This window comes from Fontibacillus panacisegetis, from assembly GCF_900102215.1.
In the GTDB taxonomy this organism is placed as follows: domain Bacteria; phylum Bacillota; class Bacilli; order Paenibacillales; family Paenibacillaceae; genus Fontibacillus; species Fontibacillus panacisegetis.
Map to the genome: position 1 here is coordinate 1 of NZ_FNBG01000043.1, position 23519 is coordinate 23519.

23 protein-coding genes are annotated in these 23519 nt (G+C 43.5%); 6 read left to right on the forward strand and 17 right to left on the reverse strand.

Annotated elements, in window-relative coordinates:
* Positions 1-307: 307 nt before the first annotated feature.
* Entirely contained in the window at positions 308-661 is a 354-nt protein-coding gene (locus tag BLS49_RS22570; RefSeq protein ID WP_091236025.1) for a hypothetical protein, read from the reverse strand.
* A 96-nt stretch (positions 662-757) separates the two neighbouring features.
* Entirely contained in the window at positions 758-2059 is a 1302-nt protein-coding gene (locus tag BLS49_RS22575) for an MFS transporter (RefSeq protein ID WP_091236028.1), read from the reverse strand.
* Between the two features lie 269 nt (positions 2060-2328).
* Here BLS49_RS22575 and BLS49_RS22580 point away from each other — a divergent pair, with 269 nt between their 5' ends.
* Positions 2329-2796 (forward strand): MarR family winged helix-turn-helix transcriptional regulator, encoded by a 468-nt coding sequence (locus tag BLS49_RS22580; protein WP_091236031.1) that lies wholly within the window; start codon positions 2329-2331, stop codon positions 2794-2796.
* Positions 2797-2861: 65 nt separating this feature from the next.
* Here the strand turns inward: BLS49_RS22580 and BLS49_RS24930 are convergent, their stop codons facing one another.
* The 4 genes from BLS49_RS24930 to BLS49_RS22595 all read right to left on the reverse strand — a co-directional run bounded on the left by BLS49_RS24930 (position 2862) and on the right by BLS49_RS22595 (position 5571).
* Positions 2862-3035: a hypothetical protein gene (locus BLS49_RS24930; RefSeq protein ID WP_175471517.1), complete on the reverse strand. Its 174-nt coding sequence runs from the start codon at positions 3033-3035 to the stop codon at positions 2862-2864.
* Between the two features lie 23 nt (positions 3036-3058).
* Positions 3059-3400, reverse strand: a complete 342-nt coding sequence (locus BLS49_RS22585; RefSeq protein ID WP_091236033.1) for a hypothetical protein — start codon at positions 3398-3400, stop codon at positions 3059-3061.
* Positions 3401-3475: 75 nt separating this feature from the next.
* Positions 3476-4951 carry an MDR family MFS transporter gene (locus BLS49_RS22590; RefSeq protein WP_091236082.1) on the reverse strand — a complete coding sequence of 492 codons (1476 nt, stop codon included), beginning with the start codon at positions 4949-4951 and terminating at the stop codon, positions 3476-3478.
* 44 nt (positions 4952-4995) lie between these two features.
* Positions 4996-5571 (reverse strand): GNAT family N-acetyltransferase, encoded by a 576-nt coding sequence (locus tag BLS49_RS22595; protein WP_425432174.1) that lies wholly within the window; start codon positions 5569-5571, stop codon positions 4996-4998.
* A 156-nt stretch (positions 5572-5727) separates the two neighbouring features.
* Here BLS49_RS22595 and BLS49_RS22600 point away from each other — a divergent pair, with 156 nt between their 5' ends.
* Positions 5728-6705, forward strand: coding sequence for an alpha/beta hydrolase (locus BLS49_RS22600; RefSeq protein ID WP_091236038.1), 978 nt, complete (start codon positions 5728-5730; stop codon positions 6703-6705).
* Here BLS49_RS22600 and BLS49_RS22605 read toward each other — a convergent pair.
* Complete coding sequence (locus tag BLS49_RS22605; protein ID WP_245742728.1) at positions 6687-6896, reverse strand: aspartyl-phosphate phosphatase Spo0E family protein; 210 nt, start codon at positions 6894-6896, stop codon at positions 6687-6689. The two genes, BLS49_RS22600 and BLS49_RS22605, sit on opposite strands and share 19 nt — an antisense overlap.
* Positions 6897-7084: 188 nt before the next feature.
* Between BLS49_RS22605 and BLS49_RS22610 the strand changes: the two genes are divergently transcribed.
* Positions 7085-7570, forward strand: a complete 486-nt coding sequence (locus tag BLS49_RS22610; RefSeq protein WP_091236042.1) for a GAF domain-containing protein — start codon at positions 7085-7087, stop codon at positions 7568-7570.
* A 184-nt stretch (positions 7571-7754) separates the two neighbouring features.
* Here the strand turns inward: BLS49_RS22610 and BLS49_RS22615 are convergent, their stop codons facing one another.
* Positions 7755-9695, reverse strand: a complete 1941-nt coding sequence (locus BLS49_RS22615; RefSeq protein WP_342707224.1) for an endonuclease MutS2 — start codon at positions 9693-9695, stop codon at positions 7755-7757.
* Positions 9696-10291: 596 nt separating this feature from the next.
* Between BLS49_RS22615 and BLS49_RS22620 the strand changes: the two genes are divergently transcribed.
* Positions 10292-12175 (forward strand): LTA synthase family protein, encoded by a 1884-nt coding sequence (locus BLS49_RS22620; protein ID WP_091236045.1) that lies wholly within the window; start codon positions 10292-10294, stop codon positions 12173-12175.
* A 474-nt stretch (positions 12176-12649) separates the two neighbouring features.
* Here the strand turns inward: BLS49_RS22620 and BLS49_RS22625 are convergent, their stop codons facing one another.
* On the reverse strand, positions 12650-14050 hold the full coding sequence (locus BLS49_RS22625) for an MATE family efflux transporter (RefSeq protein ID WP_091236047.1): 1401 nt from the start codon (positions 14048-14050) through the stop codon (positions 12650-12652).
* Between the two features lie 170 nt (positions 14051-14220).
* Between BLS49_RS22625 and BLS49_RS22630 the strand changes: the two genes are divergently transcribed.
* Both BLS49_RS22630 and BLS49_RS22635 read left to right on the forward strand, forming a co-directional pair.
* Positions 14221-15126: a helix-turn-helix domain-containing protein gene (locus tag BLS49_RS22630; protein WP_091236049.1), complete on the forward strand. Its 906-nt coding sequence runs from the start codon at positions 14221-14223 to the stop codon at positions 15124-15126.
* 122 nt (positions 15127-15248) lie between these two features.
* Positions 15249-16109: a DegV family protein gene (locus tag BLS49_RS22635; protein WP_342707225.1), complete on the forward strand. Its 861-nt coding sequence runs from the start codon at positions 15249-15251 to the stop codon at positions 16107-16109.
* A gap of 649 nt (positions 16110-16758) precedes the next feature.
* Here BLS49_RS22635 and BLS49_RS22645 read toward each other — a convergent pair.
* The 8 genes from BLS49_RS22645 to BLS49_RS22680 all read right to left on the reverse strand — a co-directional run bounded on the left by BLS49_RS22645 (position 16759) and on the right by BLS49_RS22680 (position 23301).
* Positions 16759-17925, reverse strand: coding sequence for a phosphodiester glycosidase family protein (locus BLS49_RS22645; protein ID WP_175471518.1), 1167 nt, complete (start codon positions 17923-17925; stop codon positions 16759-16761).
* A gap of 106 nt (positions 17926-18031) precedes the next feature.
* The gene (locus BLS49_RS22650) at positions 18032-18514 is read right to left on the reverse strand and encodes a low molecular weight protein-tyrosine-phosphatase (protein ID WP_091236055.1); all 483 of its coding nucleotides are present in this window, start codon (positions 18512-18514) and stop codon (positions 18032-18034) included.
* 79 nt (positions 18515-18593) lie between these two features.
* Positions 18594-19472 carry an urease accessory protein UreD gene (locus BLS49_RS22655; RefSeq protein ID WP_175471519.1) on the reverse strand — a complete coding sequence of 293 codons (879 nt, stop codon included), beginning with the start codon at positions 19470-19472 and terminating at the stop codon, positions 18594-18596.
* Positions 19435-20142, reverse strand: coding sequence for an urease accessory protein UreG (ureG, locus tag BLS49_RS22660; protein ID WP_091236059.1), 708 nt, complete (start codon positions 20140-20142; stop codon positions 19435-19437). The genes BLS49_RS22655 and ureG overlap by 38 nt, the downstream gene beginning before the upstream one ends.
* A gap of 27 nt (positions 20143-20169) precedes the next feature.
* Positions 20170-20862: an urease accessory protein UreF gene (locus tag BLS49_RS22665; RefSeq protein WP_091236060.1), complete on the reverse strand. Its 693-nt coding sequence runs from the start codon at positions 20860-20862 to the stop codon at positions 20170-20172.
* 23 nt (positions 20863-20885) lie between these two features.
* The gene (ureC, locus tag BLS49_RS22670; RefSeq protein ID WP_091236064.1) at positions 20886-22604 is read right to left on the reverse strand and encodes an urease subunit alpha; all 1719 of its coding nucleotides are present in this window, start codon (positions 22602-22604) and stop codon (positions 20886-20888) included.
* 28 nt (positions 22605-22632) lie between these two features.
* On the reverse strand, positions 22633-22983 hold the full coding sequence (locus BLS49_RS22675) for an urease subunit beta (RefSeq protein WP_091236066.1): 351 nt from the start codon (positions 22981-22983) through the stop codon (positions 22633-22635).
* A gap of 15 nt (positions 22984-22998) precedes the next feature.
* Positions 22999-23301, reverse strand: a complete 303-nt coding sequence (locus tag BLS49_RS22680; protein WP_091236067.1) for an urease subunit gamma — start codon at positions 23299-23301, stop codon at positions 22999-23001.
* Positions 23302-23519 lie beyond the last annotated feature (218 nt).

Consider the following 23519-nt stretch of genomic DNA (forward strand, 5'->3'; position numbering starts at 1 on the left):
TTCCTTTATTTTATGATCTTGAGCGAATCCTGATGGAATAGGGGAACTTTTTTCCTTTATTGCTACCGAAGTGCTGAGATAGGCTGACAACGCCCAACTGTAGCCCATGATGCTTCTGTTTAACACGAGCCTAATCACGATTACTTGTGGCATACTCTTTATTTTCGTATAAAATGTAGTTTTTTTCCATTCGTCAGAAAGTCTATCGTTAGCTTTACACGCATATTCAAGTCAAGTGAGTCTCCCTGCATCCACCATGCTTCACAGACTACCAAATGAGTATTCTCGTGGTTATAAGACAGCATCATTAGCTAAATGTAGAAATCCATTTTTTTATAAAAATTCCTACGCTTATAACAAAGGGTATAATTAATACCCAGCCAATTTTGTTGTGATGTCCAATTAGTAAAATCATCATTACTTGAAAAGAAGCCACCGCTAAACATGCAAAAAAAGCAATAATAACAATTTGATAAATACCGTTTTCTTGCTTAAGTAAATCTGAATATTTGCTTATAGAGAACAAAATAGCTAAAACAAAAAAAATTGCAGCAGGAATTACAATAATATCACCAATCTTTGATTTAAACACAAACTGCATCATCTTGGAAACTACTGTAAGAACCAACCCGATTAATAAAAAGATAATGTTTAGCTTCATTACTTCCTCCTCATGGATTCCATCAGATAACCTGTTACGAGTAGCAGAAAAATAAATAACGTATGCTCTATCCCGTCAGTCCCTTCATTCTACCTGCTATCCTACAGTAATTCCTTCTGTCCCTCTGTAGTCTCTTTTCATAATCATAGGTCTAAATACTAGCAAAAGTAATCCGATCACTGCCATTAATCCACCTGAGATTATAAATGCCGGTGCAGGGCCAAAAGCTGTAACGAGCGTTCCTCCAAATACCGGGCCTAATACGGAAGCTGCAGAAGTGATGCTAGTTACTGTTCCAAAAACGCGTCCGATCATCGCCTCAGGGGTTTTCTGCTGAAGCATTACATTGAAGGGAACAAACGTCATACCCGCCCCTAATCCAGCAAGGAAAAATAACATCATAATAATAATGAAGACCCAACCATTAGCAGGAAGATGTGCTGAAGCATATCCTGCTAAAGCAAAAACAGTACCTAACAATGCACCTCCAACTCCCATTTTGGTTAATGGAGACCAGCTTCGCAACAATTGGATGATGCCTACCGATGCTAAGGTCCCAACTCCACTTAACGTAATACACCAGCCAAATATGTCCTCAGACATTCCCGGAATTTCACGGAACAATACCACAGTCTGAGAATCCGCAATTTGCAAAACGAGTAGCGCCATGCCTAAAGTCAATGTGCCGTAAGCGATAAGTGGGATGCTAACGATCAGCTTCATACCTGCTGCCAATTCGCTCCAAAAACCTGTTTTTTCAACATTCGTTTTCTCTTCTATTTGAACTGAAGAAGCCTTTACAGTTGAAAGAATCTTTTTCCCTGGAACAGCAAGTAGAATACAAGCCGATACCAGAAAAGTCGCCGCATCGATCATAAAGCAGATCGAGACTCCAAATGCAGCTGTCAGCATACCCCCAATTGCCGGACCGATTATTTTACTGCCCTGTTCGATAATCGAACTGTAGGATACTGCCTTCTCCATTTGCTCGGAAGGTACGATTTCTTTAAGCTTTCCGTTCTTCGCCGGGGAGAACAGAACATCGAATACCCCTTTAATAATCAAAATTAAATATACCTGCCACAATGCTGTTACAAAAATAAGACCAATCACAATAGCAAATCTAGCTACATCCGAAATAATCATTAGTTTTTTTCGCTCTACCCGATCCGCGAGCATCCCTGCGATAGGTCCACCGATTAGCATCGGAAACAAAATACTCAGCATGGTGATCGTTATTTCCCATGGTGTAGCATTCCACTTAAGTCCGATCATCGTAAGCAATGCCAACAAATACAGCCAATCCCCCAAATTAGAAACAAGCTGTGCACCCATTAATGCCACATAAGAGCGGTTTCGCCATAAACCTTTTTCTGAATACGTTAGCTTCTGTTCCATTTTCTACACACCACCAAAAAATTTGATTTCATGCATTAAGTGTAGAAAATACAGTCTTGTGGAGCATCCGTCCTCAGAATGAAAGTAGCTTTGTTCCCGAGGCTGAATTTTCAACAATCCTTAAGAACGATCCAATATTTTTTAACATCCCTAAAAAATAAAAACCGAAAATTGTGATAAATTATATTTTTTTAATTAAATCTCTATTCTAAGATGTATGTATTCCAACTATTAAACTAAAACATCAATATAGAAAAGGCGGGATGAATATGTTGATAACCGAAGAACGCGGAACCGATTTGTCACTGCATCTGTACAGAGTATTTGCTAAATCTTTCAAGAGCGTGAACGAGCATGCTGTAACCGGAAGTAAAATGAAAGGCTTTAATCCTACTGCTTTTGCTGTCCTTGAGGTACTGTATTACAAAGGGCCTCAACCAATTCAACAAATTGGCGCCAAGCTGCTGCTCCAAAGCGGCAACGTCACTTATGTTATCGATAAGCTCGAAAGCGCTGGTTTGCTGCATCGGACGCCGTGTCCTCGTGACCGTCGAGTCATTTATGCGGAGTTAACAGCAGAAGGTAAAGAAGTCATGGACCAATTGTATCCGGAATTCTCGGACCGTATTGACCATGCACTCAGCGGACTTAATGAATCAGAGAAACAAGTTATGATCGATCTTCTGAAAAAAATGGGCCGGGAAGCCGAAAAATTGGCTCCACTTGCCCGCAAATAACAATGAAGGAGCTTGCTCTCAGTAGAACGTTTCTGCTGAGAGCAAGCTCCTTTTTCTTATCACTGCTAGTGGGACGGGTCCATGTCGATTTCTTTTTGATGATTTTGCTTGGCTTCCTGACGGCGGTCATTCACTTTTTGCTGCAATTGCTGTGCATGGTGACTGTTTACGGGAGATTGGTCTAAATCCCCCACTACATTTTGCAGGTTTTTATCGATACCTGCCTTTGATCTCGTCATGCCATCTTCCTCGTTTCTCAAGATTATGGATTAGTATACCGCTGCAGAGCTTGTCCACATTCATGGATATTACGAACATAATGGGCGGTCATCTCTTGAATCACATCATGATCTTCATCTACAGTGACACCGTCCCGCTCTACATCGACCAGATTAACCTGAAGTTCACGTTGATCAAGATAGGAGCAGTAAAAATCAAACGAATAAAATTGACGTCCAGCTGCATTAATATGGACACGCAGCCCTTTAGGATCTGCCAAGTCTGCTTGTACTTGAGCAGAATCTCCCGGTTTTAAATATACCGGCAGCTCTTGCTGCCAAGCGTTAACCAAAGTATTTTGATCTAGCTGCAATTCCTCACTCATGGTAACACCTCCACTTCCCTTTAAGAGGTCATCGTTTTTGAACTCATAATGTAAGGTGTGGAGAATCGAGTCTTTTTATTCCTCTTTAGCACCTGGAGCCTTATTACGCAAACCGATCACCGTAACAACACCAATAACTGCAAGCACTCCCATCACAATAAATAAAACATGAAGGCTTCCACCGAGCACATGCTTCAGCTCATTCCACAGTTCGGGAGGCAGGAGATGCATTTTCTCAGGAGAGAGCAGGTTGTTAATATCATCCTGTGTAACTTCAACCCCTGAAGCCGCTGTACTTGCAGTCCGGGCAGAAATCTGCAAATTGATCAGCGTTCCAAATACCGTGACTCCAATAGTCTGTCCAATAGATTTCACAAAGGTATTCAAAGCATTCGAAGCTCCCCGAAGATCATACCCTACTGAGGATTGAGCGATAACAGTAAAAACAGAAAAGGAAAATCCAAAGCCTATACCGTATAGAGCATTAAATATTAACAGTATGAAAATGGGCATACCTTCAGACATAAAGGCCATTCCAACAGCTCCCAGAGCAATGATGATCATCCCGATAAGCGAAGTATATCGAGAGCCTTTTGTTATAATCCAGCGACTGCCGAGAACTGAACCAAGCAACCAGCTTATTGACATTGGAGCAAGCACTAGTCCTGACATTGTAGCATTTTTGCCAAGAACCCCTTGAACCCATAATGGCAAATATGAAGTTAGTCCAATAAGCAGCGCACTAGCCACCAAGCTGGCAAGGTTCGAGTAAGCGATATCTCTGATACGGAACAACTTAAGCGGCACAAGTGGCTCTTCCGCATTCTTTTCTACTATAATGAACACAATAAGTGAAATGACAGCTACAACCATTATTCCAATCAATATTGGCGAATTCCATGCGAACTGCCCGCCTCCCGTGGCAAGGCCGAACAATAGTGCTGTCACACCTACAGTAAAGGTCACGGCTCCCCATATATCGATTTTCACATGACGCTTCTCTATATCCTCTTTAAAATATTTCATAATAAAAAAAAGGGACAAGAGTCCAAAGGGTACATTAAATCCGAACACCCATCGCCAATTAAGCGAATCCACAAAATAACCGCCAAGCAGCGGTCCGACCAAAGAGGAAATACCCCATACCGAGCTGATCCAGGCCTGAACCTTGGCTCTTTCTTCTATCGAATAAATATCTCCGATAATCGTAAATGTAACTGGAGTCAGGCCCCCCGCACCAATACCTTGAATGGCTCTAAACAATATAAGCTGCTCCATACTTTGCGCTAACCCAGACAACATAGATCCCGCAAGGAACAGGATTGATCCAACCACAAATACAAGCTTTCGACCATACAAGTCACTGATTTTTCCAAAAATCGGCGTAGCTACAGCCATCGTCAACAAATACGCTGTAAATACCCAACTCAGCAGTTCAACTCCGCCTAATTCTCCGACAATTCTTGGTCCGGCAGGACCGATGACAGTCCCTTCAATCGCAGCCAAAAAAGTAGAGAGCAGCAGCCCCGTTAAAATATAGCTTCGTTTCAAAATCTTACCCAAAATGACGACTTCCTTTCTCGCTGACAGCCAAACTAATCACTATTATACTGAAATTCATTTTGTAGAAGTGAATACATCATTAAGTCCACATAACCGGATTCTGTCTTCTGGTATTCTCGAAGCAATCCTTCCTCCATAAAACCAAGCCTCCGAATGAGCCTTCGCGAATTATCGTTGCGCGGATCTATTAAAGCCTCAATTCTGTTCAGCCCCATTGTCCCAAAGCCAAATGAAAGCATCACTTGAAGCGCCTCCGCCATATAGCCGTATCCCCAAAAATTCCATCCAAGATCGTAGCCGATTTCTCCGCGATATGCACCTGACAATTGCCACACGTTATATCCGCAGCTTCCGATTAATTCTCCATGTTCCTTTAGCTCGATTCCCCAACGCAGCGCATCCTCACTCTCAGACAGTCCATTAAGCAGATTAATCATTTCGTATGCATCCTCCTCAGAAGCAAAAGGAGGCGTATTCATATACTTTACCACTTCAGGATCGCTCCAATAGCGAAACATCGTTTCAGCATCAGACCTTTCCATACGTCGTAGGCGCAGCCTTTTGCTTTCGAGCACTGGTATATTTCCACCACATTCGTACAACACTATTCTCCTCTCAATTAAGCTCAAATGAGTTGTTCATTTTATATTATCATTCAAAATAAAAATAAAGAATAAATTGCCACGTTATACACCGCCTTATTCTCCGAATTTTGGTAATAATAAAAATGTACCTAAGGGATTGAAGGAGGCTCATAAAAAAGAATGTTAACTACGTTAATGATAACAGTGCTGCTGGTTCTGATAATCTTAAATGGTATGACCCGTTACGCCTTTCGTCAAATCACCCAAATGAGGCTGCAAACTGATGAGAGCATCTATAATAATTTAGAGAAATCAGGAGTATTCAGCAGAGAGAGATTCGATAATCTCATAAAAAAAGAAGCTCACATCACCTCTAAAGATGGCTTAAGGTTAAGCGGATGCGTGCTTGAATCACATCCTGAGTCCAAACGGTGGGCGATTATCGTTCATGGTTATACAGTATCGCTTCATGTATCTACCCAGTACATCGATATGTTCGAGCGTGAAGGTTTTAACGTGTTGCTCATAGATCAAAGACGTCATGGCAACAGTCAAGGGAAATATACAACATACGGATTTATGGAAAAATATGATGTCGACTGCTGGGTAAATTGGATAATAGAGCATTACGGAGAGGATCGAGTAATAGGGTTGCATGGTCAGTCTATTGGCGGAGGTACGGTAATTGAATATTTGAGCATAGCTCACCCTAACGTAAAATTTGTTGTGGCCGAATGCCCTTACTCTGATCTAACCGAGCTGTTGCGTCATCAGATTAAGGTTTTGAATAAATTGCCCATCTACCCTCTCCTGCCTCTTGTTAACATACAAATGCAACGAAGGGCCGGCTTCCGTATGCAGCAGGTTAGTCCGCTCAGAGCGGTACGTTACAGCTCAATGCCCCTACTGCTGATTCACGGCACTAACGACAACTTCGTCCCTACGCATATGAGTAAATCTCTGTATGAGCACAAAAGAGGAGCAAAAAGACTGCTCCTCATCGAAGGAGCAGTTCATGCTAATGTCTATGCAGTAAATCCTCAACGCTATACGGAGGAGGTCCATGCCTTAATCCGGGAAACGCTCGGCACACTTGAAGGGTCTGGTGAAATATCAACACCAGCAAGTATGGATCAAGCTTATCTGCCAAGCATTTGAATCTGAGCTTGAACTATATAATTATCTAATCGCTGACTGAGCTCCAGCACAGTGTCACTACTGAAATTCTCATCATCTGCAGCGTTCATCATTTCGGTACGCAGGTCCTCAATGGTGACCAGCAGCTCACTGCTAATTTTGGGGCGGCTGCTGGTCCTGCTGAGGTTTCCGAAAGCTGGGTAAGCCATCATAAAGATCACCTTCTTATTCTTCTTATTGCCATTCTAACGCATGATTCCAAAAAACATATTTTGCCTAATATATAAAACCTAGATTACTTTGTCGGATCGTGTAACAATTTACCCCTTCCCCCTTTAATGGATGTAGATTTTCAATTAGCTTGCTATAATGGTTGAGAAGGAGAAGGAGGCTTATTCCCATGTTCCGTACCGATAATTACACAGGTCCGCGCGAATCACAGCAAGAAGCAGTCCTGACTCAACTGCGTTCACTAATTAACGACGAACCTAGCAATGTTGCTAATCTTGCCAATGCCTCTGCTCTTTTGAATTTTTATTTGCAGGATATTAATTGGGTTGGATTTTATTTATTTGATGGACATGAACTCGTCCTTGGACCTTTTCAGGGGCTGCCAGCTTGTATTCGCATTCCACTAGGCAAAGGAGTATGCGGAACCAGCGCTCAGCAACGAAAGACATTACGTATCGAAGATGTGCATTCTTTTCCCGGACATATTGCTTGCGATGCAGCTTCTAATAGCGAAATCGTCATTCCGATGATAAAAGAGGATGCCCTGCTCGGCGTGCTTGACATCGATAGTCCACTCAAGGGACGATTTGACGAGGAGGATCAGCGTTTTCTGGAGCAGTTTGTCGATATTCTGACTCAGCAATTAACGGTATAGTGCTTTCGCTGCATAGAACTATTTTTTAAGAACCTAAATAGAGGAAATAATCTTCCCTTACTTTTTGAGAATGAATGATTATGAAGGAATAGGGGAAGTTTTTCCCCCTACTCCTACCGAAACTACTCCAAAAGGCATTGAACGTCAAAAGTGACGTAGACAGACGGGTAATGATCTTCTTCTCTTAATCTCCTTCCCTCTCGATCGTCAGTCCCTCCACATGTCGTTTAGTCATCAGCTTTCTTTTCTTCCGGTTCTCCTTGGAATCAAACACAATGTCCATGTCATAATCATCCGGGTACAGCTCTTCTTTCTTAATATACGGTTTTAGCCGTTTACGATTGATTTTGACCCTTTGCCCCTGAATCATTACTTCAACTATTCCCCTGGAATCCGCAAGCTCGCTAATGATGCCTACTCTCTTTAACGAAGTAATCCATACGGCATCCCCAACCTCGAATACTACTGGGACAGTCGATGTCTTCTTGTTGACCGCAGCATTAATTTCCTTCTGATCTATCTTATCTGGAATATCCTGTTTCAACCGCTTCCCTGTTGTATCAGCATCCAGACATAGGTTATATTCATTGCCTTCGCCTGTCTGACTACTTACGATTTGCTGGGATCGAGCGATAACATCAGGTGTAACCCCTAATTTTTTGGCAATTTCGATCGCATAGCTCTGACCTGCTAGCCCGATCGTTAGAGTGTATAAGGGACGCAGCGTATTAGGGTCAAACTCCATTCGTGCATTTTCAAATCCTTCAGCTTGAGAAGCAAAAGTTTTCAGCTCATTAAAATGGGTCGTTACCATCACCGTAGCGCCTCTGCGGCTGAACTCCTCTAAGATTGCGATAGATAGGGCAATTCCTTCACCAGGATCTGTCCCTGCAGCCAACTCATCGATCAACAGCAACGTCGAAGGCCCTGCCGTCCGCAACATGTGAACAAGACTTTGTATTTGGGCGGAAAAAGTACTTAAGGACTGCTCGAGATTTTGTCCATCTCCGATTACAGCCATAATATTTTGATACACCGCAAAACGACTCCCCTGTTCAACTGGGACAAGCATTCCTGATTGAACCATAAGCGTTAGTAAACCGAACGTTTTTAATACAACCGTTTTTCCACCCGTATTAGGTCCGGTGATGATCAGCCCTTTATAATCCTTGCCAATCTCCAAATCAAGCGGAACCATGACGCGGAGCAATTTTGGGTGCTTTCCACCCTTGATTATCGTCTCTTTGCCTTCACTGATTTTTACAGGTACACCATCGATGGATGCAGCATATTTTGCCTTGGCAAAAATAAAATCATATGTCCCCGTAATATTGATATTCAGCATGAGAGCGTGGCTCTCCCTTTCGACCAGCTCGCTTAACATCCCCAGAATCTTAGCTTCCTCTCTCGCCTCTTCCCCCTGAAGCATCTCCAGCTCACCTTGCAGCGACGATAGCTCCTCAGGCTCAATAAAAACGGTCTGCCCACTGGTGGATTGATCCAGCATGCGCCCTTTCACCTGCTTGTAATACTCTCTCTTAACTGGGATAACATAACGTCCGCCGCGTACACTCACAATACTTTCCTGCAGGATAGCCGCATGTCTGGACATTACGGATTGAAGCCTTTTTCCGATTTTTTCTTTGAGCATTTCCATTTTTCTTCTGACCCTGTCCAGTTCCCGACTCGCTTCATTCGTTATGACTCCATGCCGGATACAACGCAAAATTTCCTGCTGAATACGCGGTAAATCCTCTAATGAATTGGCGTATATACCGATTTGCCAAGCTGCTTCTCCCTTTGAAGCCATGTACTTCTTAAGCTGACCGCAACTATGCAAAAAAGTCTGTACTGCCGTCAAATCCTGCTCAGTGAAAAGATAGCCAGTGCCCATAAGCGACATAACTGATTCTATTCCTTCCAAAGAAGGTATGGGGACACTCGAGCCCTTCTGTACCAGAGCCAGGGCTTCTGCCGTTTCTCCGATGTCACGTTGAATTTTCCTGGAATCATCTATTGGAGCGAGCTCAGTGATCCTCATTCTCCCTTCGTAAGAAACTGCAAATCGTGCTAAGTCCTGTTTGATGCTTTCATATTCCAGCATATAAAGATTGTAATTTTCCACCTTAAATCCTCCTCAATTCCTCAATTCATTCAGTATTTCATTTCATCCGTAAAAGAAAATAAAAAAGGCGAAAGACAGCACTAATGCCATCCTTCGCCCTTATCAACTGTTATTGTCCCGTATACCCCGAAATAAACAAAAAAGCCGTGCTGAAAAACAGCACGGCTCCATTTCGAAGATACATAACAGCTATAAAACGCTATATGATGTCCCGCGTGTGTTCTTAACTAAATTCACAGACTGTAGACAGGTAGCGGAAAACAGACGCCGCCTTATGAACAAGCAGCACCTTGTGCGCAAACCCCTGTACAATCCATATGAAATTTGATTAGTTAAGAACGTTCACCGACATCAAAATCTCTCCTAGTTTTTACGGATACCTTGAGCTTACCAAAAGATGCCGTTTAAAGTCAATAACACCTTATCAGAGTTAATTCTCTGCAATTAGCATGGCATATCTTGTTAAATGAGTGAATTGATTTATTTTCTTCTTTAATCAGAATCATGTATTATATTAAGGGTATTTAAAGTGTTAACGCAGTGTTAATATTTCATCAATATCAACTCATCATGCACATGAAAGGAAGGGTTACATCGTGTCGCCATTGCAACGTATCCGGCTCGGTAATACTAAACCATTTGTATTTTTTACAATCATCTTGATCCTGAAAACTTATCTAGCCTGGATTTCTATATTTGATGATATCCCCGCATGGGGGCCACTGCTCAAGGAGCTTCCTTTTATCTGGATTATTTTTTGCTTTATTGAGTGGTTCTCATCCAAACGGAAAATAGGTGTTTATTTAACGACTAACCTGATCGTAACGGCCATATTTTTTGCAGCAATCATGTACCATAAGTATTATGGCGTAATCGTCACATTTCATGCACTTCAACAAGTCAATCAAGTCACCGCGGTCAAGAATAGTGTGTTCTCCTTGCTCGCACCGTATTATTTGCTCATTTTCCTCGATATTCTAGTTATCGGGTTTTGGCTTTTCCGTAAGAAAAGAGCTGAGAAACTTAAAGCTTTCTTTAATATGAAAAAAATCGGAACTGGCGTCGTTACAGCAGTATTCGGCATTTCTGTTGCACTCTGTATTTTCAACGTTTGGCCAAACCGTGCCAGCATGAATGAAATCAAACAAGCTGAGCAAATGGGCATCCTGAATTATGAGACCTATGCGATCCTGTCTGCCGGTAAAACGGAAGAGCTTGTAGACAACAAGCAAATTACGCAGGCAAAGATTGATCAGCTAAAAGGAGTTGCCAAGAACACAGACCCGCAACACTTCGGCGCTGCTAAAGGTAAAAACCTGATTATCATTCAAATGGAATCTTTCCAGAATTTCTTGATCAATCTGAAAATTGATGGTCAGGAAATAACGCCGGTCATGAACTCCCTAGTTAAGGATAACATTTACTTTAATCATTTTTATCAAATGGTTGGTCAAGGCAATACTTCCGATGCTGAATTTGTCGTGAATACTTCTTTTTATATTCCTTATAACGAAGCAGCGACACAGAACTATCCTGATAAAGAACTGCCCAGCCTTCCAAAAATGATGAAGTCGGCAGGATATGACACATCAACCTTCCATACGAACGTTGTTGAATTCTGGAATCGCGGTGAGCTGTACAAAGCTCTTGGATATGATCAATATTATGATCAGAAATTTTTCGGTCAGGAAGACACCTTATTCTTCGGTCCATCTGACGAAGTATTGTATAAGAAAACTGCAGATGAGCTATCGAAAAAACAACAATCCGGTACACCGTTCTATGCTCATGTTATTTCTATGACTGCTCATCACCCGTTCACAATGCCGCATGAGAAGGATCATATTACTCTGCCTGAACGTTACCAGGACAATATGGTAGGCGACTACATCCGCTCTCAGAATTATGCCGACTATGCACTTGGATTGTTCATTGACGATTTGAAGGCAAAAGGCATTTGGGATAACAGTGTGGTGCTCATTTATGGTGACCATTTGGGGCTGCCAATGTACTCATTGGATAAGCATGGTCTCGAATTAATGAACGAAATTTACGGACGGGAGTACAGCTATATCGACATGATTAACATCCCGTTGATCATCTCTGCACCAGGCGTCGCTTCTTCTGGCGTGCATGAAAATGTCGGCGGTCAAGTAGATATATTGCCTACGGTCGCCAACCTGATGGGAATATCACTAGATGATCATCTTCACTTCGGTGAAGACATCCTGAACAATACTTACAATCTGCTGCCGCAGCGTTATTATTTGCCTTCAGGATCATTCCTGAATGACAAGGCGCTGTATATGCCAGGTGTATGGTACAATGACGGAACACAATATCCGTTCGCGAAGGATGCCGTGAATCAAGCACTGACAACAGAAAGTGAGTACAACCGAGCTCTGGAGCTGCTCCGTCTGTCAGATAGCTATGTGACACAGCTTCCGAATCGACCGGAAGTAGCAAATAACGAAGAATAGACTAGCTGTAACTAAAGGAGGCTGTCCCTCAAAGTCATCTAAGATAACTTTGAAGGATAGCCTCTTTTTTAAGTATAGCTTTTGATGGGGTGTTGAAATGTAGAATGTCCTGTCATTAACAGTGAACAGGCACGATATCAAGAAAAGCATGTAAAAATACAGTTTTTTTAAAGTAGCCATGAAGGGATGAGCAAAAGCCTGCAAAAGTGCAGGAATATTGTTCAGAATTGTCTAGTTTGAAGAGAGTCCTTAGAGAAAGCCTGCACATTTGCAGGAATTTCAGGAATTCCACATTATGACTCTATTACACATGAGATGCAGTCATAGAATGTGGTGGAATCCGATGCCTTGGAAGGCCCTTCGGAGTAAAACAGCGGGTAGAACCTATACTCGTGCAGGCGAACCGTCCCATGAAGTGGGTAAATTTACTTTTGGGACAGCCCCCTTGTTCAATTCGTGTTGCAATCCATTCCATCACATCGACGGACTAGCGAAGCTTTCAGTAAATTTAGTACTCTCTCTTTCCAGCTCTGTTTCTTTCATTCGCAAATATTTACGCCCTCTCCAGCGAACAAATGAAAGTACTCCTCTGATATACTCATCAACAATCATACAAGCATAGATCGCTATGATTCCCCAGCCCAAATGAACACCATACAGATAAGAGCAGCCAGTAGCTATCAGCCACATAAAGATAAGTGACACTATCATCGTATAGCGTGTGTCGCCAACTGCATTTAGAGAGTTGCCCAGCGCCATATTGATCATTTTGCCAGGTTGAAGCAGTAGATTCATCCATAGCAGTGAAGCGCAGATCGTTAGAATCTCCTGATCTTTCGTAAATAAACTTAATACGTTTCCTCCAAAAAGCACAAGAATGAACGCATTCACAATAACAAGCGGCAAACCAATCGCAAGCACTCGGTATACAGCTTTATAAGCTTCTTTGATCTTCCCTGCGCCATACAAGTGCGCTATTTGAATTTGGGCTGCTAGTGCCAGTGAGAAACCAAGCAGGAAGCAGAACGATTCCAAAGTGCTCATATATGTTCTTGCTGCCAGTTCTGAAGAGCCAAGTATAGCAAGGAAGGAGAATATAGCCAGCTGTGAAAACACCCAGCTACCTGAATTAACACCAAGCGGCCAGCCGATAGTTAGAATTTCTTTAAAAAGCTTACGGTCAAAAATCGAAAAGTCCTTCATACCCATTTTTCGTTCAAACGTACCCAGGAACATGAGGAAAAGTACTACTGTAGCCAACAATCTGCTTGTTACCGTCGAGATCGCAACTCCAGTTAATCCCCATTGCGGAAATCCAAAAGCACCAAATATAAAACAATAATTTAAAATAATATGAACAATATTCATTCCCACTGCTATCATCATCGGTCCCTTGGTATTCCCGGTATTACGAATAGCTGTTCCGAGCACCGACATCATAGCTGTTAATATCATGCCGCCGCCAACTATAGAAATATAAATCTTAGCTAATGGCAACAGCTCCTCCGGCATCTGCAGCATAGTTGCAATGGGAGCCGGGATCGCAATCAACAGTATACTTAAAAACACACCGATCCAGGTCGTCACCTTGAAAGCAATAATAGCCACCGTACGTGCTTCTTCATCTTTCCTCGATCCGATTTTTTGAGCAATTACTATACCAGCTCCGCTGGCTACTGTCGCAAACAATGTCATAAGTGCATTGAACAACTGATTGGAGAACCCAACCACTGCCACCGCGTTGTCAGAAATCTTGCTTACCATGAGCGTATCTACGGAACCAAGTAAAAATTGCAGAAACTGTTCTATAAAAATAGGCCATGCGAGCAACCAGAGGGAAAATTTGTTTTTCTCTCCATCTGTCTTTTTCATCATATTTCAAACCTCCTGCAGAACGGTAGCTCTTCTACCTGCCCACTTACAAACTTATTAGCATCTACACATTATAGATGGTATATTGGAGGCAGTCTATCAAGCAATCAACTCGATCTTTCATTATTCAAACCTTATAAAACTCCAAGAAAATTCCATCAGGAGGTGGGCTCATGCCACCTGTTATTGAATTCACTGCACCACCATTGCCGCACTATATATTAAGCGGTTCATCTTATATGCCAAGCGGTGGCAAACATACGAACCGTAAAAATATCGGCGTGTTTGATCTGCTTGTTGTTGTATATGGCTGTCTCTATGTTGGAGAGGGTGACCGAGAATATGAAATTAAGGAAGGTCATGCACTAATTCTGCGTCCAGACAATCATCATTATGGAGTAACAGGGTGCACCGAGGATACACTTCATCACTGGCTTCATTTTCAGATTCTTGGAGATTGGAATGTCATTGAGGAGGAGATATACCAGCAGCGCCAGTGGAGTTGCTTGGAGTCGCAGGCTCCAGGTGGTGTATCGCTGCCAGCTTTTTCAACGACGCCATACACGGTTCAACTTCCGCAGTTCACCCAATTGGCCCAGCCGCAAAAAATGATCGATACGATCAGCGAGCTTACAGAAATGAATCAGCATATTCATTTAGCCAGCGTCCGATTCAAGCAGCAGGCTCTATTTCAAGATGTAATTATGTTGCTCTCCGCTTCCCTTAGAGCAGAAGGTCCATCGCCTCAATCTGCATGCGCAGAGCAGGCAGCCGCCTATTTGCGAGAGCATTACAGGGAGCCCTTTTCTGCCAAAAAACTAGGCGAAAACACCAATTTTCATCCTGTTTATATCGCTCGGTGTATGCAAAAGGTATTCGGCTGCTCGCCATCAGCCTATCTAATTCGTTTAAGAATCGAGCATGCCAAGGAGCTGCTGCTGCAAACGGACCTTCCTATAGAACGTATTGCCGAGGAAGTCGGTTTTAATCATGCCGCTTACTTTACCGCGTGCTTTACTAGAATTGAAGGACTATCACCAAGAAAGTTTAGACAATGGTTCTCCTGGAACAGAGGCTAATAATACCAGCATCAACTTTTTTGCGTATTCGACATATGTACTCTATAATTCTATTGAAGTACAACTCTATTACAGCATACCTGTCTTCTTTACTAGACAAAAATAAATTTACTGGAGGAAACGTGTTGGCACAAGTGAAAATCTTTACAGACAGCATCTCTGACGTACCGGAAGAGTGGGCATCCAAGTACGAGATCGGCATCATTCCGTTATACGTCGTGTTCGGTAATACCGCGTATAAAGACAAGTTAGAAATTACGACTTCTGACATCTATCGACGGGTTGACGAGCACGGGGAATTGCCAAGATCATCTGCTCCATCTCCAAATGATTTTTTGGAAGCCTTCTCACCATGGGTTGATCGAGGGGATACTATCATTTTTATCAGTATGTCCTCCAAGCTTTCATCAACCTATCAAAACGCTCTGATTGCTGCTGCCGAATCGCCTGAAGGAAGCGTGCATGTCGTTGACTCATTAAATGTTTCAGGCGGGCTCGCACTCCTCGTGCGTAAGGCAGCTGAAGCCGCTCAATCTGGTGCCAGTGCTGAGGAAATCATTGCTATGATAGAAAATTGTCGGGATCGGGTAGAAATCGAGGTTCTGGTTGATAACCTTGACTACTTGCACAAGGGTGGCCGCGTTTCCAATGTGCAGCATATGATCGGAAGTTTGCTTAAAATTCGTCCTGTCCTGAGGATCAAAGAGGGCTTTGTCATATCCGCGGACAAATATCGAGGAAAAACAGAAAAAGCAATTGACCGTATCCTCCATGAATTTATTGAAAATAAACATAAAATTGATCAAGAGCTCATTATCGTAGCTCAGACACTTGCTGAAAAAGCTGCAGACTATATTAAAACTACCTTACTAGAAAAAACAAGCGCCAAGGAAGTGGCTATCATTGAAGGCGGCTGCGCCATTTCTTGCCATTGCGGTCCTCGAACGGTAGCCATTATGTATATGAGAAAGGCCTTGGCATAATGAAGGAAAATGCCTGACGGCGTCCTTTTTCTAACCCTGACACTTCTATCTTGAGCTATTGGAGGGACGAGCTGCGAAGGCCCTTCCAAGGCATCAGATTCCGCCATATTCTATGACTGTATCTCATGTGTAATGGAGTCGCGATGTGGAATTTCTGGAATTGCTGAAAATGTGCAGTATGCCGCAAGTAATCGTGATTAGGCTCGTGTTAAACAGAAGCATCATGGGCTACAGTTGGGCGTTATCGGCCTATCTCAGCACTTCGGTAGCAATAAAGGAAAAAAGTTCCTCTATTCCATCAGGATTGACTCAAGATCATAAAATAAAGGAAATTAATTCCTCTATTTTGGTGATAAACGCTTGTTTTTGGCATTTTAGGGCAATTTCAGTAAGGGTAAAGGAAAATATTTCCTCTATTTTCTTTAAAATCATCTCATTTTCGAAAATAAAGGAGATTTTTTCCTCTACTATGTCCGATCTGCAATCCTCTGACTTCTCACGAATAAGCTGCTGTACTATTTCGCTAAAGCGCAATATGGAAATTTGGAGTATCTTATTTTCATTCTAGATGGTGACGCCTGGGCGTCATAGTTACATTTCAAAAAAAATAACCTCCGGCTCACACAAACCAACTGTGTGAGATTGGAGGTTATTTTTTGCCTGCATCGATATCTTGAGGTCGCAGCCCATGCCAAATGTTAGGGATATCAACCTGTTCGGGATGCTCAAACACAAGGAATGCCGTAGGTAAATACCGTTCACCATATTCAGAAGATGGTTTATTGACGATCTCCCCACCTTTTGTAACAAGAACTGTAGATGATCCTCCATCCAAATTGGCTGCAATAACAGCACCATGATCCAGCATAATCTGCTGAACATCGTAAAGACTTGCACCGTTGCTATATCCCAGCTGGCGACCATCGATAACGACAAACAGGATGGAGCCGTCCTCTTTTTGCCCCATTGCGGTCCGAGGTGCAATACCCCAGCCTTCTTTCTGGCTACGAATTTGCCCCTTTCCATTCACAATAATTCGTGGCTGAAAAGTTACCGCTTCCTGTATGCCTAGGTCTATTAATTCTTCAATCGTATATTTTCCGGCGATCATTTTGCCCTGCTTATCTAACCCAACGATCTGAGTGGAAGCGTTAGAGCTAATACCGTTGTAGTACATTTTCCCCTGCGAGATCACGACCCCTATTGGCTTAAAGCCGTTTCCCTTCCAGTTAGGATCCGCAAATCCACCGCCATTCACTCCTGCTAAAGCGCCAGTACGGGCAACCATACTGGATACCTTCTCACCTTTGCCTCGTTTGGCTGGTACACCAAGACGAATTTTGGTCGGATCGTTAACGGTCAATACATATCCCTGATAACCTTTACCGGACACTTCTTCAATCTCAACAAGCGGCTTTTCTTTCTCAGCCTCCTCAACAGAAGGGGATGGAGTTTGGATAGTATGTGTATCTCTCTCCGTACCCATCTCTTCAAATTGAGCCTGATATTCGGCAACCCGCCTATCAAGCTCCGCTTGACCGATAATATATTTGGCCCAATGACGATGCTGTGTTGTAATCAAAGTATCCGCCATAAGAAAGCGTATATTGTTGCCTGAAGGAGTAAAAAACAGCCATATCCCCATCAGCGATGACAATATCATCATCACGATAACGAATCGTGCGATAGCCTCGGTAAAGGTTCTCTTACGCCGTTTTTTATTTTTTCCTGTATTCCGTGCTTTTCCTGATTTCCCTGATCGTTTATCTCGGTTCACCGATGTCCGGCTAGGCAAAGAATTTGCTAGCGTTAACATAAACGCTTTCTCCTGTCTCTACTAATTTACAAGCTACACATGTAAACGTGTGGGAGAAAGAGAAAGTTACAACTGACAGAAGAAATAGCTTACACGAACTACCTCTCTACAGTGATTTTTGAATTCGTATATGTTCTAGCAGCGCCTGACTTCCTCTAACAACAAGATCGTAGACCTCATCAAAGTTGCCAGTAAAATACGGATCGGGAACTTCCTTGCTTTTCGCTTCAGGAACAAGATCCAGCAGCTTAATGATCGTTGCCTCCTGTCCCTTTGCCAGACTACTCAAATCCTTCTCGTTCTTTACGTCCATAGCGACAATATAATCAAAGTCAGTAAAATCACTCACAGCAACCTGTCTTGCCTTCAGTCCCTCATACGAAATTTGTTTCAGATCAAGAATATTTCTCGTTCCCTGATGAGGTGGGTTGCCTATATGCCAATCTCCTGTACCAGCTGAATCTATAACAAATTGCTCCTCCAGTCCTTCTCGCTTAATCAAGTGCCGAAATACTGCCTCAGCCATAGGGGAACGGCAAATATTACCCAAGCATACGAACAATACTCCGATTTTTTTGTTACTCTCCACGTTGTATCTCCTCACCAATTGTTGTATTTATGTTTACATTGTACACGTAGAGTCACTTTCGGAGTAGAGTTTCCTGCTTTTATTTACGAAGTAGGAGAGCTGGTTTTTGCAGTAAAGACGGACGAAGAACATTCCATGCGGATAGACAGCACTGCTGCAGTCGTTCAGCTGAGGTCCCCAGCATGCGTACAGCAACTCCACCTTGATGAGCAAGCAGACTTGCGCCGAAGATCATTTGCTTATCATCTGAATTTTTTCTCAAAACCTCTCTTATCATACCGAGCTCCTCGTTTCCTATTTGAGGGCAAACAATCCATAACGCGGCGCTATGCGTATAGCTCATAAAAGCCGGGGAACCGCCATAAAGATCTCTGCCAGGCTCCAGGGCAAATTTGTCCCAAACGATAAGTCTATTCTCTCTTGTGACTTCGGTTAAGGAAGTATATTGATCAAATTCAAAAGCCTCGCCGTAATGTATTCGCCCCGCCGACCATACGTCCGCATACACCAGAATAGAATCCTGCTCCAAATGAAACTCAGTATTCATCGTACAGTTGGAACCACGAAAAGGAATGACACATTCAGGGAAAAATTCAAGGATAGCTCTCTTTCCAATATGAAACGTCTGCTCAATAACAGAGGGATGATTTGGAGTCGGATGGAGCCTTACTGCAGACGTGCTGCTGAGAATAACATGCGCCCCATTACTGAGTAGCCATTCTGATTGGTAATGATCTCCATCCAGCACTCCAGGTGACACATCCGTCGTATACAGGTATAGCTCCCCACTTCCTCCGTCTGGACGGAATGTCCTGCTAATTCGTAGTGGTGCGGTATAATAACGATCATGTATAAATGTCTTCCCGTTCTGATCTACACGAAAATCTGCCCGAAGCCGACTTTTTCCGTCAAACCTTGCTCTAGTGAAAGATGTTGTCGGCATGATGATTATGGGCATGGGGATGAACATGTTCTCCGCACATCTGATGTTCGATCCAGTGCACGATCTCCGAAACTCCTTCCCCGCTCATCAGATTGGACATAACATATGGACGACCTTCTCTAACTTTTTCAGTATCCCGACGCATCACATCGAGATTTGCTCCGACATAAGGGGCCAAATCCGTCTTATTGATCAGAAGCAGATCAGAGCGCGTAATACCAGGTCCACCTTTACGCGGCAACTTCTCGCCCTGTGCCACGTCAATAATATAGATAAACAAATCAACTAGTTCCGGACTGAATGCAGCCGCCAAATTGTCCCCTCCGCTTTCAATCAAAATCATTTGCAAATCATCAAATCTGGATTCCAGCTCCTCAATAGCCTCAAAATTCATAGAAGCATCCTCGCGAATCGCGGTATGCGGACACCCCCCTGTCTCAACGCCAATAATCCGACTGGGATCAAGCGCATTTTGACGAAGCAGTATTTCCGCATCCTCTTTTGTGTAAATGTCATTCGTAATAACTGCCATGCTGTATCTCGTGCGAAGAGCCTTCGACAATTTCTCTACCAATGCCGTTTTTCCCGATCCAACAGGCCCACCAATCCCAATCCGCAGCGGCCTGCTTAAATCTATCGCTTTGCGTTCCCACTCTGTATGATGATGATCGTTACCTTGACACATATCATCTTCCTCCCCTATATTTGGCTTCTATGACATAAACAGGCGCGAACCCAACGTTTCATGCTGCATCGCATAAATCTCTTGTGCCCAACCGAAAGAACACATTTTCCCTATAGGCCAATCCTTTACAGCCTCCCATTCACTACTCACTTTCTCCAAAGCACGAGTAACGATGGTTTGAACCTCCGTCTGACCGATATGCATCAAACGCAGACCGCCATTAGCTACAGACATCACGGAAATATACAAGTACCCGTATACACTTTCGTCCCTGGATATTCCCAACCCTTTGCTGATCCAAGCGAAAATAACCGGAAAGGTACATGGTGCATCGTACTGGTCAATTGCTTCTTCAATTAAATGAAAAGATAACTCCGGATACAGAGACCGACATAGCTTTAGAAGTCTTTTGCCCATTTTTTGAAGTCCATCACGAGACTCTCTGGCTACACGCTGTACATAAACGATATGATCCAATCGAGCGATTTCAGCCGCATCCTGGCGACCCATCGCCTCGTACATTCCTTTTATGACCAGTCCCTCCATACGAACCCAACTGCAATGAAGTTGACCCAAGATATATTTTTCCAGCTGATCACCGGTTACTATATCCTTTTCTTCTACATATGTCTCAAGACCAAATGAATGAGAGAATCCACCTACAGGAAGAGCAGAATCCAGCAATTGAGCAAATCGAAGTCGGGTCAAAATTGCATCCATACGCCATCCCCCCTGCCACAGCTCTAAAACATGAAATAACGCTGAGCCATCGGAAGCTCCCTCGCAGGCTCACAAACTAACGGAACTCCATCCGCCTTCACTACGTATGTTTCCGGATTAACCTCGATGATCGGGGTCGCATTGTTCAGCACCATATCCTTTTTACCAATAGTACGGCAGTTTGTGACAGGCTCAACTACTTTGCGAAGCTTCAGCTCTTCCTTGATTCCAGCCTCTGCTGCGGCCTTCGATACAAATGTAATAGAACCTGAAGTAATCGCCGCGCCATAGGACCCGAACATCGGTCTGCCGAACACAGGCTGCGGCGTAGGAATCGAAGCTCCCGGATCTCCCATTTGTGCGAAGGCAATAACGCCCCCTTTTAAAACAAGCTCCGGCTTCACTCCAAAATAAGCAGGGTTCCACAAGATCAAATCCCCCCATTTACCAACCTCTATCGAGCCCACAATGTGACTGATGCCGTGAGCAATCGCCGGATTAATCGTGTACTTTGCGATATAGCGTCTAATTCGGTCATTGTCTCCTGCTGATCCTTTATGAATAGAGAGATATCCCCGCTGTTTTTTCATTTTATCTGCGGTTTGCCAAGTCCTAATAATGACCTCACCTACACGCCCCATCGCCTGCGAATCCGAGCTTATAATGCTGAAGACACCCATATCGTGCAGTATATCTTCAGCTGCAATCGTCTCAGGACGAATACGTGAATCAGCAAATGCAACATCCTCCGGGATATCCGGATCTAAATGGTGACAGACCATTAGCATATCCAGATGCTCCTCAACCGTATTTACTGTAAAAGGACGTGTCGGATTAGTAGAAGACGGGATCACATTAGGTTCTGCAGCTGCTCGTATAATATCTGGAGCATGCCCTCCTCCTGCGCCTTCTGTGTGATAGGTATGAATCGTCCGTCCAGCAATAGCCTCCAACGACTTTTCCAGAAATCCGGTCTCATTCAGCGTATCTGTATGAATAGCCACCTGAATGTCGAACTCGTCAGCAAGCGATAAGCACGTATCAATAGCCGCGGGAGTCGAACCCCAATCTTCATGCAGCTTCAGACCAATAGCACCGGCTGTTACTTGCTCTGCCAGAGGCTCCCGGCTCGAACAATTTCCCTTCCCCAAGAATCCAATATTCATAGGAAAAGCTTCAGCCGCCTCCAGCATACGGGCGATATGCCACGCTCCAGGAGTACAGGTTGTTGCATTTGTACCTGTTGCCGGACCTGTACCTCCTCCGATCATCGTCGTAATTCCCGAACCAAGTGCGGTCGTAATTTGCTGCGGGCATATAAAATGGATATGGCAATCAATGCCTCCTGCTGTCACAATCATTCCTTCACCTGCAATGATTTCAGTGGATGCACCGATAACAAGCTCCGGATCAACGCCTTGCATCGTATCCGGGTTGCCTGCTTTTCCAATTCCGCAAATACGCCCGTCTCTTAATCCAATATCCGCTTTCACAATTCCCCAATGATCGATAATCAAGGCATTTGTAATGACCGTATCAGGTGTCCCGTCCTTACGTGTCGCACGGGCCGACTGCCCCATCCCGTCACGAATCACTTTACCGCCCCCGAATTTGCATTCATCTCCATAAACCGTCATGTCGCGCTCAACAACAGCCCATAAATCTGTGTCTGCAAGCCTTACAGCATCTCCGGTCGTCGGTCCAAACATAGAAGCGTATTGGGATCGCGTCATTTTTAGCATACAGCCCCTCCTCCCCCCGCAAGATTTACTATTTTTGCAGAAATATATTTAACTTTTGCTCTGATTCTCCTTCAGTCAGCAGGCCATCTGTCAAACGATTAAGACCATATATAGCCTTTTCTCCTCCGAATACAGTTAGAACCACCGTTTTCTCCTCGCCTGGCTCGAAACGGGTTGCCGTCCCCGCCGGAATGTTCAATCTTTTGCCAAATGCCTCCGAACGTAAAAAATGCAGAGCCGGATTCACCTCATAGAAGTGGATATGCGAACCGACCTGAACGGGACGATCCCCGCAATTTTGAACCCGTATCGAAATGATCTCTCTGTCAGCATTGCACTCAATCTCATCCTCAAGCAGCTTGTACTCGCCAGGAATCATCGTCTTCCCTCCAAATTAGCGTATCGGCTCATGAACCGTAACCAGCTTCGTCCCGTCTGGAAAAGTAGCTTCCACCTGTACCTCGGGAATCATCTCAGGTACACCCTCCATACATTCTTCGCGCTTAAGCACCGTTGCACCATAATGCATCAGTTCCGCGACACTCATTCCGTCCCTCGCGCGCTCCAGCACTTCGGCTGTAACAATAGCCAGAGCCTCCGGCACATTTAATTTCAGGCCTCTATTCTTTCGGGATAATGCTAACTGTGCGGCAACTGTAATAAGCAACTTCTCCCGCTCTTGCTCTGTCCAGTGCACGAAATCCCTCCTTAAAAAACAACTAATTTTCAATATAATTACATTTTTATGTTAGAAATCTTTACACATAACAGAATTTATGTCAATAAAAAGCTTTATTTTCCTGAAAAATAAAATTTTATGTCAGGATTATTGACATAAAAATTGTTCAACACCTATAATGTGGAATAACGAACATAACCTACATACGAATGAAATAAAAGACATAGCGCAATAAT

Coding starts and splice junctions, on each gene's coding strand:
- BLS49_RS22570 (WP_091236025.1), bottom strand. CDS start 661: ATGAAGCTAAACATTATCTTTTTATTAATCGGGTTGGTTCTTACAGTA.
- BLS49_RS22575 (WP_091236028.1), bottom strand. CDS start 2,059: ATGGAACAGAAGCTAACGTATTCAGAAAAAGGTTTATGGCGAAACCGC.
- BLS49_RS22580 (WP_091236031.1), top strand. CDS start 2,329: ATGTTGATAACCGAAGAACGCGGAACCGATTTGTCACTGCATCTGTAC.
- BLS49_RS24930 (WP_175471517.1), bottom strand. CDS start 3,035: ATGACGAGATCAAAGGCAGGTATCGATAAAAACCTGCAAAATGTAGTG.
- BLS49_RS22585 (WP_091236033.1), bottom strand. CDS start 3,400: ATGAGTGAGGAATTGCAGCTAGATCAAAATACTTTGGTTAACGCTTGG.
- BLS49_RS22600 (WP_091236038.1), top strand. CDS start 5,728: ATGTTAACTACGTTAATGATAACAGTGCTGCTGGTTCTGATAATCTTA.
- BLS49_RS22605 (WP_245742728.1), bottom strand. CDS start 6,896: ATGATGGCTTACCCAGCTTTCGGAAACCTCAGCAGGACCAGCAGCCGC.
- BLS49_RS22610 (WP_091236042.1), top strand. CDS start 7,085: ATGTTCCGTACCGATAATTACACAGGTCCGCGCGAATCACAGCAAGAA.
- BLS49_RS22625 (WP_091236047.1), bottom strand. CDS start 14,050: ATGATGAAAAAGACAGATGGAGAGAAAAACAAATTTTCCCTCTGGTTG.
- BLS49_RS22630 (WP_091236049.1), top strand. CDS start 14,221: ATGCCACCTGTTATTGAATTCACTGCACCACCATTGCCGCACTATATA.
- BLS49_RS22645 (WP_175471518.1), bottom strand. CDS start 17,925: ATGTTAACGCTAGCAAATTCTTTGCCTAGCCGGACATCGGTGAACCGA.
- BLS49_RS22655 (WP_175471519.1), bottom strand. CDS start 19,472: ATGCCCATAATCATCATGCCGACAACATCTTTCACTAGAGCAAGGTTT.
- ureG (WP_091236059.1), bottom strand. CDS start 20,142: ATGTGTCAAGGTAACGATCATCATCATACAGAGTGGGAACGCAAAGCG.
- BLS49_RS22665 (WP_091236060.1), bottom strand. CDS start 20,862: ATGGATGCAATTTTGACCCGACTTCGATTTGCTCAATTGCTGGATTCT.
- ureC (WP_091236064.1), bottom strand. CDS start 22,604: ATGCTAAAAATGACGCGATCCCAATACGCTTCTATGTTTGGACCGACG.
- BLS49_RS22675 (WP_091236066.1), bottom strand. CDS start 22,983: ATGATTCCTGGCGAGTACAAGCTGCTTGAGGATGAGATTGAGTGCAAT.